We start from the raw sequence: 14,405 nt of genomic DNA, 5'->3' as shown, positions 1-14,405 counted from the left end.
CCTCATCGCGGAGACCACCACCATGGCCACATCACCGGACAAGATCGTCGAAGCCCTGCGCGCGTCGCTCAAGGAGAGCGACCGGCTGCGGGAACTGAACCGGCGGCTCGAAGCGGCGGCGGGCGAGCCGATCGCCGTCATCGGGATGAGCTGCCGCTACCCCGGCGGCGCCGGTTCGCCCGAACAGCTGTGGGACCTCGTCGCGCGCGGCGGCGACGGCGTCACCGGCTTCCCCACCGGCCGCGGCTGGGATCTGGAGGGCCTGTACGACCCGGACCCCGACCAGCCGGGCAAGGTCTACACCCGCGAAGGCGGGTTCCTGCACGACGCCGACCACTTCGACCCGGCGTTCTTCGGCATCAGCCCGCGCGACGCGCTGGCCATCGACCCGCAGCAGCGGCTGCTGCTGGAAATCTCCTACGAGGCGTTCGAACGCGCCGGGCTGACCCTGGACGCGGTCCGCGGCAGCCGCACCGGCGTGTTCGCCGGCGTGATGTACAACGACTACGCGGGCCGGATGTACCAGGTCCCGGAGGGGTTCGAGGGGCTGCTCGGCAACGGCAGCGCGGGCAGCGTCGCCTCCGGCCGCGTCGCCTACACCTTCGGGCTCGAAGGACCCGCGGTCACCGTCGACACGGCGTGCTCGTCGTCGCTGGTCGCCGTCCACCTGGCCGCCCAGGCCCTGCGCCAAGGCGACTGCACACTGGCCCTGGCGGGCGGCGTGTCGGTGATGGCGACACCGTCCGCGCTGGTCGAGTTCAGCCGCCAGCGGGCGCTGGCCCCGGACGGCCGCTGCAAGGCGTTCGCCGCCGGTGCCGACGGCACCAGCTGGGCCGAGGGCGCCGGAATCCTGCTGCTGGAACGGCTTTCCGACGCGCGCCGCCTCGGCCACCCGGTGCTGGCGGTGATCCGCGGCACGGCGGTCAACCAGGACGGCGCGTCCAACGGCATGACCGCCCCCAACGGGCTGGCGCAGCAGCGGGTCATCCGGTCCGCGCTGGCCAACGCGGGACTGACGGCGTCCGATGTGGACGTCGTCGAGGCACATGGGACCGGGACGTCGCTGGGCGACCCGATCGAGGCGGAGGCGCTGCTGGCGACGTACGGGCAGGACCGTGACCGTCCACTGTGGCTCGGTTCGCTCAAGTCCAACATCGGGCACACGCAGGCCGCGGCGGGTGTTGGCGGGATCATCAAGATGGTCCAGGCCATGCGTCACGGCGTGCTGCCGCGCACCTTGCACGTCGACGCGCCTTCGCCGCACGTCGACTGGTCGGCCGGGTCCGTGGAGCTGCTCACCGAGCCGGTCGAGTGGCCGTCGACGGACGTCCGCCGGGCGGGCATCTCGTCGTTCGGGGTCTCCGGGACGAACGCCCACGTGATTTTGGAGTCGCCAGAGCGCCCCAATGTGGCCTTCGGTGCGTTGGACGCACCCAAGGCGGCCTTCGGTGCGTTGAGCGCAACCAAGGCCACATTGGGGCGGTTGGGGAGCGCGGTGCCGTGGGTGATTTCGGCACGGAGTGAGGCGGCGCTGCGGGCGCAGGCGCGGAACCTGCTGCCGCTGGTGGACGGGGACACCGCCGCGGTCGGGGCTGCGCTCGTGAAGTCGCGGCAGCTGTTCGAGCACCGGGCCGTCGTGGCCGGGGACCTTCGTGCCGGGCTGACCGCCCTGGCCGAACAGGGCGTGGGAGCACACGTCGCGCGGGGAATGCGCCGGGCGGTGTTCGTGTTCCCCGGGCAGGGTTCTCAGTGGGCCGGGATGGGCCGTGAGCTGCTGGAATCGTCTCCGGTGTTCGCCGCGCGGATGGCCGAGTGCGCGGCCGCGCTGGAGAAGTTCGTCGACTGGCAGCTGCTGGACGTCCTCGACGGCGACCTCCAGCGCGTCGACGTCGTGCAGCCCGCGTTGTGGGCCGTGATGGTGTCGCTGGCCGAGGTGTGGCGTTCGTACGGTGTCGAACCCGCTGCCGTCGTGGGGCACTCGCAGGGCGAGATCGCCGCCGCGGTGGTCGCGGGTGGACTGTCGCTTGAGGACGGTGCCCGCGTCGTCGCGTTGCGCAGCAAGGCGATCCGGGACATCGCCGGGCAGGGCGGCATGGTGTCGCTCACCGTTCCCGTCGAACGCGCGGAAGAACTGATCCGGCCGTGGGGTGACCGGCTGGCGATCGCCGCCGTCAACGGGCCCGCCTCGGTCGTCGTCTCCGGGGACGCCGGTGCCCTCGACGAGCTGATGGCCCTGGACGTTCCCGCCAAGCGGATCGCCGTCGACTACGCGTCCCACTCCGCGCACGTCGAGGCCATCGAAGCCGAGCTGCACGCAGCTCTCGCGCCGATCCGGCCGCGGACCGGGAACGTCCCGTTCCACTCCACCGTCACCGGCGAGCTGCTCGACACCGCCGCGCTGGATGCCGCGTACTGGTACCGCAACCTGCGTCAGACCGTCCACTTCGACCGGACGATCCGGCAGTTCGGCGGCAAGCCGGTGTTCGTCGAGTGCAGCCCGCACCCGGTGCTCGTGCCCGGCCTCGGCGAGACCGAAACCGCCGTCGGCACCCTCCGCCGCGGCGACGGCGGCCGCGACCGGCTGCTCACCTCGATCGGCACCGCCTTCGCCCACGGCGTCGAGGTCGACTGGACGCCGGAGTTCGACGGCGTCGACGCGACCGGCGCCGAGCTGCCGACCTACCCGTTCCAGCGCACGCCGTTCTGGCTCGACGCGCCCGCCGTGACCAGCGAGTCCGTCCCCGGCTCCGCCGGGCACCCGCTGCTCGGCGCGGTCGTCGCGCTCGCCGACGGCGACGGCTACCTCTTCACCGGGCGGCTTTCCCCGCGGTCGCACCCGTGGCTGGCCGACCACGTCGTCCGCGGCTCGATCGTGCTGCCCGGCACGGCGATGCTCGAACTCGCCGCGCGCGCCGCGCAGGAGACCGGCGGCCGGGTCGTGGAAGACCTGGTCCTGGAGGCCCCGCTGGTGCTGCCCGAGGAGGGCAGCCTGGAGGTCCAGGTCTCGGTCGGCGCGGCCGACGGCACCGGACGGCGGCCGATCGACGTGTTCAGCCGCGCGGACGACGACGGCTGGACCCGCCACGCGAGCGGTGTCCTCGGCGGCACCGAGCCGGCGGGCACGGACCTGCTCACCTGGCCGCCGTCCGGCGCCGAAGCCCTCGACGTCGACGGCCTGCACGACCGGTTCGCCGCACAGGGCTTCGCCTACGGCCCGGCCTTCCGCGGCCTGCGCGCGGCCTGGCGGCTCGGCGAGGAGATCTACGCCGAGGTCGCGCTACCGGCAGCGCTCGCGCCCGAGGCGGCGCGGTTCGGGCTGCACCCGGCCCTGCTCGACGCCGCCCTGCAGGCCGCGGCCCTCGGCGGCGGCGAGCGGGCGCTGCTGCCGTTCGCCTGGTCCGGCGCGGTCCTGCGGGCGGCGGGCCCGGCCGCGCTGCGCGTGCGGATCCGCCCGGCCGGGGACGACGCGGTGGCGCTCGACGTCGCCGACTCCGCCGGCGTGGCGGTCGCCACCGTGTCGTCGCTGGTCCTGCGGCCCCTGGCCGCCCAGCAGCTGGTCGCCGACTCGCTGTTCCGTCCGGAGTGGACACCGGTCGCCGTGCCATCGTCCGGCGGCGCGGACCTGCCGCTGGTCCACGTCACCGGCGACCCGGCCGACGTCGGCGGCAGCGTCCGGCGCGTCCTGGCCGACGCGCTCGAACGCATCCACGCGCACCTGGCGGAAACCGAAGGCCGCCTGGTGTTCGTCACCCGCGGCGCCACCACCGGCGCCGACCCTGCGGCCGCGGCCGTCTGGGGCCTGGTCCGCTCGGTCCGCGCCGAGCACCCGGACCGGTTCCTGCTCGCCGACACCGACCACGACGACCTCACGCCGCTCCTGGCCGTCCTCGCTGCCGGAGAGGAACCCGAGGCCGTGCTGCGGGACGGCACCGTGCTCGTCCCGCGGCTGGTCCGCGCCGAGCAGCCGGACGCCGGGGCCGCGCCCGCGTTCGACGTCAGCGGCACCGTCCTGATCACCGGCGGCACCGGCGCGCTCGGCTCGCTGCTGGCCCGGCACCTGGTGACCGGGTACGGCGCCCGCCGCCTGCTGCTCACCAGCCGCACCGGCACGGGCGACTTCGGTGACCTCGACGCGGACGTCCGCGTCGTCCGCTGCGACGTCGCCGACCGTGACCAGCTCGCCGCGCTTCTCGACGGCGAGCACGTCACCGCCGTCGTCCACGCTGCGGGCGCGCTCGCCGACGGCGTCGTGGAATCGCTGACCCCGGACCACTTCGAGCGCGTCCTGACGTCCAAAGTGGACGCCGCGCTGGTGCTCGACGAACTCGTCGACGCCCCGACCTTTGTGCTGTTCTCCTCGGCGACCGGGACGCTCGGCAGTGCCGGGCAGGCCGCGTATGCCGCGGCCAACGCCGTCCTCGACGCCCTCGCCCGGCGGCGGCCGGGTGCGCAGTCGCTGGCCTGGGGCCTGTGGGCGCGCAGCGGCGGCATGACCGGCGCGATGACCGACGCCGACCGGCGGCGGATGGCGCGTGCCGGGTTCCCGCCGCTGGGCGACGAGCAGGGGCTCGCGCTGTTCGACACTGCTCGCACGCTGGGCGAGCCGGTGCTGGTGCCGGTGAAGCTGAACGTCGCCGCGCTGCGCGACCAGGCCGTTCCGCCGGTGCTGCGCAAGCTGGTCCCGGCGCGGGCGACCGCCGCCGACCCCGGTCTGCGGTCGCGGCTGGCCGGGCTCGACGACGCCGGGCGCGACCGCGTGCTGACCGAGATGGTCCGCACGCAGGTCGCCGTGGTGCTCGGGCACCCCGACGTGTCCGCTGTGGACACCGCGATGGCCTTCCGTGACCTGGGTTTCGACTCGCTGACCGCGGTCGACCTGCGCAACCGGCTGTCGGCCGCGACCGGGCTGCGGCTGCCCGCGGCGCTGGTGTTCGACCACCCGACGCCGGCCGCGCTCGCCGCGTTCCTGCGCGCGGAGCTGGGCGGCCCGGTGGCTTCGGCCGCGGTGACGGCCGTCGCCGCGTCGGACGAGCCGATCGCGATCGTCGGCATGAGCTGCCGTTTCCCCGGCGGCGTCACCTCGCCGGAAGAGCTCTGGCGGCTGCTGCGTGACGGCGGCGACGCCATCACCGAGTTCCCCGCCGACCGTGGCTGGGATCTCGACGCGCTCTACGCGCCCGAGCCGCAGGCGGGGAAGACGTACGTCCGCCGGGGCGGGTTCCTCGACGGCGCGGCCGACTTCGACCCGGGCTTCTTCGGCATCTCGCCGCGTGAGGCGCTGGCCATGGACCCGCAGCACCGCCTGCTGCTGGAGGCGGCGTGGGAGGCGTTCGAGCGGGCGGGCATCGACCCGGCGACCGTGCGCGGCAGCCGGACCGGCGTGTTCGCCGGGCTGATGTACCACGACTACGGCCCGCGGCTGTCCGGCGGCCCGGACGACGTCGAGGGCTTCCTCGGCGTGGGCAACTCCGGCAGTGTCGCGTCGGGCCGGATCGCGTACACGTTCGGGTTCGAAGGCCCGGCCGTCACGGTCGACACGGCGTGTTCGTCGTCGCTGGTCGGGCTGCACCTGGCGGTCCAGTCGCTGCGTTCGGGCGAGTGCACGATGGCGCTGGCGGGCGGCGCGACGGTGATGGCCACGCCGGGCACGTTCGTCGAGTTCTCCCACCAGCGCGGCCTGTCGCGTGACGGCCGCTGCAAGGCGTTCTCCGCCGACGCCGACGGCGCCGGCTGGGCCGAAGGCGTCGGAATGCTGCTGGTGGAACGGCTTTCCGACGCCCAGCGGCTCGGGCACCCGGTGCTGGCGGTGGTCCGCGGGACGGCGGTCAACCAGGACGGCGCGTCCAACGGCCTCACCGCACCGAACGGTCCTTCGCAGCAGCGTGTCATCCGGGCGGCGCTGGCGAACGCGGGGCTGGCGGCGTCCGATGTGGACGTCGTCGAGGCGCACGGGACCGGGACGTCGCTGGGTGACCCGATCGAGGCGGACGCGCTGCTGGCCACCTACGGCCAGGACCGCGCCCACCCGCTGCTGCTGGGCTCGGTGAAGTCGAACATCGGGCACGCGCAGGCGGCCGCGGGGGTCGCGGGCGTGATCAAGATGGTGCTGGCGCTCGGCCACGACGTCGTGCCGCAGACCCTGCACGCGGCGACGCCGACCCCGCACGTGGACTGGTCGTCGGGCGCGATCCGGCTGCTGTCGGCGGCCGAGCCGTGGCCGGAGACGGGACGGCCGCGCCGCGCGGCGGTGTCGTCGTTCGGGATCAGCGGGACGAACGCGCACGTGATTTTGGAGTCGCCGGAGCGCCCCAAGGACGCCTTGGGTGCTCCTCCCATGCCCCCACCGCCACCCTCAACGGAGGCGCTTCGCGCCGCTGTGTTCACAAGCGCACCGAAGGCCACATTGGGGCGGTTGGGGAGCGCGGTGCCGTGGGTGCTCTCGGCCAGGGGTGAGGAGGCCTTGCGGGCGCAGGCCGGCGCCGTGGCCGCGGTGGCGGGTGACCCGGTCGATGTCGGGTTCTCGCTGGTCACGACGCGGGCGCTGTTCGAGCACCGGGCCGTCGTCCTCGGTGGGCACGCCGAGGCGGCGCAGGCTTTCGCCTCGTCCGGGGTGGCCGCGGACGTCGTCACCGGGGTGGCGCGGCCGGGGCGGAAGACCGTGTTCGTGTTCCCGGGGCAGGGTTCGCAGTGGGCCGGGATGGGTCGTGCGCTGCTGGAGACTGAACCGGTGTTCGCCGCGCGGATGGCCGAGTGCGCGGCCGCGCTGGCACCGTTCGTGGACTGGCAGCTGCTGGACGTCCTCGACGGCGACCTCGAGCGGGTGGACGTCGTGCAGCCCGCGTTGTGGGCGGTCATGGTGTCGCTGGCCGCGGTGTGGCAGTCGTACGGGGTCGATCCTTCTGCCGTGGTGGGGCATTCGCAGGGAGAGATCGCCGCGGCGGTTGTCGCTGGTGGACTGTCGCTTGAGGACGGTGCCCGGGTAGTTGCTCTGCGCAGCAAGGCGATCCTGCGGCTGTCCGGCCTCGGGGGGATGGTGTCGCTGGGGGTCTCGCCGTCGCGGGCGGAGGAGCTGATCGCGCCGTGGGGTGAGCGGATTTCGCTCGCCGCCGTGAACGGGCCGTCGTCGGTCGTGGTGTCCGGCGAGGCCGCGGCACTCGACGAGCTGCTGTCCACTGTGGACGTCCGAGCGCGGCGGATCGCCGTCGACTATGCGTCGCACTCGGCGCAGGTGGAGCTGCTGGCCGGGGAGCTGGCGTCGGCGCTGGCCCCGGTACGGCCGCGGACGGGCTCGATCCCGTTCGTCTCGGCGGTGACCGGCGAGGAGCTGGACACGGCGGCGCTGGACGCGGAGTACTGGTATCGCAACCTGCGCGAGCCGGTGCGTTTCGACCGCGCGGTGGCGGGGCTGCTGGCCGACGGGCACACGGCGTTCGTCGAGTGCAGCGCGCACCCGGTGCTCACGGCGGGCGTGGAGGAGACGGCGGACGCAGCAGACCGCGCCATCGTGGCAACGGGAACGTTGCGCCGCAACGACGGCGGCGCGGACCGCCTCGCCCGCTCGCTGGCCACGGCTTTCGTGGCGGGGGTGCCGGTCGACTGGACCGTGGCGTTCGAGGGGACGGGCGCGGCCCGGGTGGAGCTGCCGACGTACCCGTGGCGCCATCGCCGGTTCTGGCCGAGCGACCCGGAGCCGCGCTCGGCGGACCCGGAGGACACCCGCTTCTGGACGGCGGTGGAGACCGCGGACCTGAGCGCACTCGGCCTGGACGCGGACGAGGAGCAGCGCGCGGCGCTGAGTTCGGTGCTGCCGGTGCTCTCGTCGTGGCGGCGGCGCCGTCAGGAGAAGTCCACAGTGGACGGTTGGCGGTACCGGGTGACGTGGCGGCCGGTGCGGCTCAGCCCGGCGAAGCTGAGTGGCCGCTGGCTGCTGCTGGTGCCGGAGGGTGGTGACGGCTGGGCGGACCGGGCCGAGGTGACCTCGCCGGACTCGGGCGCTGCTCGGGCCTCGGCCGTCCCCGGCGCCGGTGGGGTCGAGGTGACTTCGCCCGTCGGGGCGGACCGCGCCGGTGGGGCCGAGGTGACCTCGCCTGCCGGGGCGGACCGCGCCGGTGGGGCCGAGGTGACCTCGCCTGCCGGGGCGGACCGCCTCGGGGCCGAGACCACCTCGCCCACCTGGGCCGACCTCCTCGAAACCTCCCTCACCACCCACGGCGCCGAAGTCACCCGCATCCCCGTCGACCCGGCCGCGGACCGCGCCACGCTCGCCGCCCAGCTGGGCGAGCACCGCACCGCCACCGGCGTCCTCTCGCTCCTCGCCGCCGCTCCCGGGCGGCACCCGGACCACCCCGCCGTCCCCTTGGCGCACGCCGCCACCGTCACCCTTGTCCAAGCTCTCGGGGACGCCGGCGTCGACGCACCCCTGTGGGTGACCACCCGCGGCGCCCTGAGCACGGGACCGGCCGATCCTGTCGACAATCCCGAACAGGCCCTCCTCTGGGGCCTGGGCCCGGTCGTCGGCCAGGAACACCCGGCTCGCTGGGGTGGCCTGATCGACCTTCCGGCCGAATCGAACACCACGGGCGCCGACCGGGTCAGCTCCGTCCTCGCCGCACCCGCGGAAGACCAGCTGGCCGTCCGCACCGACGGCGTCCTGGCCCGGCGACTGGCCCACGCCACCGACGGAACCCCGCAGCGGGACTGGCGTCCCTCGGGTACCGTGCTCGTCACCGGCGGCACCGGCGCCCTCGGCGCGCACGTCGCCCGGTGGCTCGCCCGCGGCGGGGCCGAGCACGTCATCCTTACCGGACGACGTGGGCTCGACGCTCCCGGCGCCCCCGAACTCGTCGCCGAACTGCAGGAACACTGCCAGGTCACCGTGTCCACAGTGGACCTAGCCGACCGCGACGCGCTGGCGGCACTTCTGGACGACGTCCGGCTCACCGCCGTGGTCCACACGGCCGCCGCGCTCGATGATGCCCTGCTTGACCAGCTGGACCTCGCGCAGGTCGAGCATGTCCTGCGCGTCAAGGCCGAAGCCGCGGTGAACCTGCACGAACTGACCCGGGACCTCGATCTCGACGCGTTCGTGCTGTTCTCCTCCTTCGGCGGCATGTTCGGCGCCGCCGGGCAGGGCAACTACGCGCCCGGCAACGCCTTCGTCGACGCCCTCGCTCGGCAGCGGCGGGCCGCGGGGCTGCCCGCCACCGCCGTCGTCTGGGGGCACTGGGCCGCCGGGGGCATGGCCACGCCCGCCGTCGAGGAGCGCATGCTCTCCCGCGGTGTCCCCGCCATGGACCCGGACCTGGCCATCGCCGCCCTGCAGCGGGTGCTCGACCACGACGAGACCAGCGCCGTCGTCGTCGACATCGACTGGGCGCGCGTCGTCGCCGTCTCCGGTACGCCGAGCCCGCTCTTCCGCGAGATCCCCGAGGTCCGGCGGCTCGTGCAGGAGCAGGCGCCGGAACCGGCGGCCGATCTGCTCGACGTCGTCCGCGCGCAGGTCGCGGCCGTGCTCGGGTACGACTCGGGCGCCGAAATCGACGCCGGGCGCGCCTTCCGGGACCTCGGTTTCGACTCCGTCACCGCCATCGAGCTGCGCAACCGCCTCCAGGCGGCCACCGGCCGGAAGCTCCCCGCCACGCTCGTGTTCGACTACCCGAACCCCGAAGCGCTGGCACGGCACCTCGGCGGCGGGCAGGAGACCGCCGAGGCCGTCGTCACCACCGGCACCGACGAGCCGATCGCGATCGTCGCCATGAGCTGCCGGCTCCCCGGCGGCGTCGCCTCGCCCGAGGACCTGTGGCGGATGCTCGACGCGGGCGGCGAGGGCATCACCGGGTTCCCCGCCGACCGCGGCTGGGACGTCGACGGCCTCTTCGACCCCGACCCGGACGCCCCGGGCAAGACCTACGTCCGTGAGGGCGGGTTCCTCGACGGCGTCGGCGGCTTCGACCCGGCGTTCTTCGGGATCAGCCCGCGCGAAGCCCTGGCGATGGACCCGCAGCAGCGGCTGCTGCTGGAGACGTCGTGGGAGGCCTTCGAAGCCGCCGGCATCACCCCGGCCACGCTGCGCGGCAGCCGCACCGGCGTGTTCGTCGGCGCGAGCACGTCGTCCTACGGCGCCGGCCTGGCCGAACCGCCGGAAGGCACCGAAGGCCACCTGCTCACCGGGACCTCGATGAGCGTCACCGCCGGGCGGCTGGCCTACACCTACGGCACCGAAGGCCCGGCCGTCACCCTCGACACGGCGTGCTCGTCGTCGCTGGTGGCGCTGCACATGGCCGGGCAGTCGCTGCGCACCGGTGAGAGCGACCTGGCCATCGCCGGCGGCGTGACCGTGATGGCGTCGCCGGCGCCGTTCGTGCTGTTCAGCCGTCAGCGCGGGCTTGCGAAGGACGGCCGCTGCAAGGCGTTCTCCGCCGCCGCGGACGGGATGGGCATGGCCGAGGGCATCGGCATGGTCGTCCTGGAACGGCTGTCCGACGCCCAGCGCAACGGACACCCGGTGCTCGCGGTGATCCGCGGCTCGGCGGTCAACTCCGACGGCGCGTCCAACGGCCTCACCGCCCCGAACGGCCCGTCGCAGCAGCGCGTGATCCGCCAGGCACTGGCCATGGCCGGCCTGCGTCCGTCCGATGTGGACGCCGTCGAGGCGCACGGCACCGGGACGTCGCTGGGCGACCCGATCGAGGCGCAGGCCCTGCTGGCCACCTACGGGCAGGACCGGGAAACGCCGCTGTGGCTGGGTTCGGTGAAGTCGAACATCGGCCACACCCAGGCCGCGTCCGGTGTCGCGGGCGTGATCAAGATGGTGCTGGCCATGCGCCACGGCGTCCTGCCGCGCACCCTGCACGCCGAGGAGCGCTCGACGCACATCGACTGGTCCGCGGGCTCGGTCGAGCTGCTCACCGAGCCGCGGCCGTGGACGGCGCGCGACCGGCGCCGCGCCGGGGTGTCGTCGTTCGGGGTCAGCGGGACCAACGCCCACCTGATCCTGGAACAGGCTCCCGAGGTGACGCCGGTGGCCGAGCCGGTCACGCCGCCCGCGATCCTGTGGGTGCTCTCGGCCCGCACGGCCGAGGCGCTGCGGGACCAAGCGGCCAACCTGCTGTCCGCAGTGGACGATCGGCACCCGGCCGACCTCGGGTTCTCGCTGGCCACGACCCGGTCCGAGTTCACCCACCGGGCCGTCGTCGTCGGCCGCGACGCCGCCGAGCTGAAGGAGCGGCTGCGAACGCTGTCCGGCCCCGGTGTCGCCGAAGGTGTCGCGGGAACTCCCGGGAAGGTCGTCTTCGTCTTCCCCGGCCAGGGTTCACAGTGGACGGGGATGGCGGCCGAACTGCTCGACGCGTCCCCGGTGTTCGCGGCGCGCATGGCCGAGTGCGCGGCGGCGCTGGCGTCTCATGTGGACTTCCCGGTGCTGGACGTCGTGCGGGCGGGCGAGCCGATCGAGCAGGTCGACGTCGTCCAGCCGGTGCTGTGGGCGATCCTCGTGTCGCTGGCCGCCGTGTGGGAGTCGCTCGGTGTCCGGCCGGACGCGGTGCTCGGACACAGCCAGGGCGAGATCGCCGCGGCGGTCGTCGCGGGTGGACTGTCGCTTGAGGACGGTGCCAGGGTGGTGGCGCTGCGCAGCCAGGCGATTCGGGACATCGCGGGCGAGGGCGGGATGCTCTCGGTCGCGCTCGGCGCCGACGCGGTGCGCGCGCGGCTGGCGGACTACGCGGACCTGTCGGTCGCCGCGGTGAACGGTCCGGCGGCGGTCGTCGTGTCCGGCGGTGCGGCCGAACTGACCCGCTTCCACGACGCCTGCGTCGCCGACGGCGTGCGGGCCCGGCGGATCCCGGTGGACTACGCGTCGCACTCCGCGCACGTCGCCCGCATCGAGGACCGCGTGCGCGAGCTGCTGGCGCCGGTGACGCCGAGGGCGGCCCGGGTGCCGTTCTTCTCGACGGTCACCGGCGAGCCGGTCGACACCGCCGGTCTCGACGCGGGTTACTGGTACCGGAACCTGCGGCAGACCGTGGAGTTCGAGCAGGCCACGCGGGCGCTGCTGGAGTCGGGACACGGCGTGTTCGTCGAGTGCAGCCCGCACCCCGTGCTGACCATGGCGATCGGCGAGACGGCCGAGCGTGCCGAGCGCCCGGCCGTCACCGGCGGGACGCTCCGGCGTGACGCCGGCGGGCTGGACCGGGTGCTGCTGTCGGCCGCCGAGCTGTACGTCCAGGGCGTGGCGGTCGACTGGGCCTCGGTCTTCCCCGGGGCCCGGCGGGTCGGCCTGCCGGTGTATCCGTTCCAGCACCAGCGTTTCTGGCTCGACTTCCAGCTGCCCGCCGCGGCGGCCGCGGAAGACGCCGGGTTCTGGTCCGCCGTCGAGGACGGCGACCCGGCCGGGCTGGCCGCGGTGCTCGGCGCCGACGCCGAAGCCGTGGCGGCGGTGCTGCCCGCGCTCGCGCGCTGGCGCGTCGACCGGGCGCAGGAGTCCGTTGTGGACTCGATGCGCTACGGCGTCGAGTGGGCGCCGGTCGCCGAGCCGGCGGCGGGCGAGCCGGGCCGGTGGCTGTTCGTGACGCCGGACGACGGCGACCCCGTCATCGCGGAGTTCGTCCGGCAGGGCCACGAGGTCGTCGTGACCGGCCCTGGTGACGCGCTGGACGGCGACTTCACCGGCGTCGTCTCCCTGCTCGCCGCCGACCGCAGCGGACTGCGGCCGGGCGTCACGTCCGGGCTCGTCGCGAACCTCGTCCTGGCACAGAAGCTGACCGAAGCCGGGATCACCGCGCCACTGTGGTGCGTGACCCGCGGTGCCGTCAGCACCGGCCCGGCCGACCTGCCGCCGGACCCGGTCCAGGCGCAGACCTGGGGCTTCGGCCGGGTCCTCGGCCTGGAACAGCCCCAGCGCTGGGGCGGGCTGGTCGACCTGCCGCCGGAGCCGGACGCCGAGGCCCTGCGCCGCTGCCTCGCCACGATCACCGGCGACGGCCCCGAAGACCAGGTCGCCGTGCGCGGCGACGGCGTCTTCGGCAGGCGCCTGGTCCGGGCCGCGCGCCCGGACGTCGTCCCGGCGCCGTGGCGGCCGCGCGGAACCGTGCTGGTCACCGGCGCGACCGGGGCACTCGGCCCGGTCATCGCCCGCAAGCTCGCCGAGGACGGCGCCGGGCACCTGGTGCTCACCAGCCGCCGGGGCATGGCGGCCACCGGCATGCCCGAACTGGCCGCGGAACTCGCCGAGGCCGGGGTCGGCGTCACCGTCGCCGCCTGCGACGTCGCCGACCGCGATGCCCTCGCGCTGCTGGTCGAGAAGACCGAGGCCGAGCACGGGCCGATCCGGTCGGTGGTGCACGCCGCCGCCCTGATCCGGCTCACCGCGCTCGCGGAGTCCACTGTGGAGGAGTTCGCGGACATCCTCGCGGCCAAGGTCGCCGGCGCCGCGTACCTCGACGAGCTGTTCGCCGGCCGGGACCTCGACGCCTTCGTGCTCTTCTCCTCGATCGCCGGGGTGTGGGGCAGCGGCGACCACGGCGCCTACGCGGCCGGGTCGGCCTACCTGGACGCCCTCGCCGAGCGGCGCCGGGCGGCCGGGCGGACCGCGACGTCGATCGCCTGGGGTGTCTGGGATGCCCAGCACGTGCTCGACGACGGTGTCGTGGTCGAGGATCTGATGGACCTCAACCCCGAGTGGCACGGCCTGTCGCCGATGGACCCGGCCGCCGGCATGCGCGGCATGCAGCGGGCACTCGACCTCGACGACACCTTCGTCGCGGTCGCCGACGTCGACTGGGCCCGGTTCACCGCCGCCTTCACCTCGGGACGGCCGAGCCCGCTGATCGGCGGAGTCGAGGACGTCCAGCGCATCTTCGCCGCGGAAGCGGAGGCCGACGCTGCCGCTACCACCGCGATGGAAGCGTTTCGGGAGCGGCTGCTGGCAATGTCGGTCGTCGAGCGGCAGCGGACCGTGCTCGACCTGGTCCGCGGCATCGCGGCGACCGTGCTGGGGCACGCGTCGCCGTCGGCGCTCGACCCGGCTCAGGCGTTCAGTGAGCTCGGGTTCGACTCGCTCACCGCGGTCGACCTGCGCAACCGGCTGTCCGCGGCGACCGGGCTGCGGCTGCCGGCGACGCTCGTGTTCGACCACCCCAGCGCACAGGCGCTGGCCGGGCACGTGCTCGCCGAGCTGCTGCCCGGCGACGCGGCGCCCGGCTTCGCCGAGCTCGACCGGCTGGAAGCGGCACTGGCGGACGGCGTCGGCGACGGCCCGGCCCGCGCGGAGCTCGCGCTGCGGCTGGAAACGCTGCTGAACCGGCTGGGCCCGGCGGGGCCGGTGACCGGCGGCGCCGACCTCGGCGAAGCCACGGACGACGAGCTGTTCGACGTCCTCGACGGCCTGCGCACCTCCTGACCCCTGACCT

Annotated in this window: 1 protein-coding gene; it reads left to right on the top strand. The window is 74.7% G+C overall.

What is annotated here, in order from left to right:
* The first annotated feature begins 4 nt into the window (after positions 1–4).
* Positions 5–14,395: a type I polyketide synthase gene (locus tag ABJI51_RS40175; RefSeq protein WP_431605714.1), complete on the top strand. Its 14,391-nt coding sequence runs from the start codon at positions 5–7 to the stop codon at positions 14,393–14,395.
* The last annotated feature ends 10 nt before the right edge of the window (positions 14,396–14,405 follow it).

Source organism: Amycolatopsis melonis, from assembly GCF_040064235.1.
GTDB classification, from domain to species: Bacteria; Actinomycetota; Actinomycetes; order Mycobacteriales; family Pseudonocardiaceae; genus Amycolatopsis; species Amycolatopsis melonis.
This window is presented reverse-complemented; position numbering and strand designations above follow the sequence as displayed.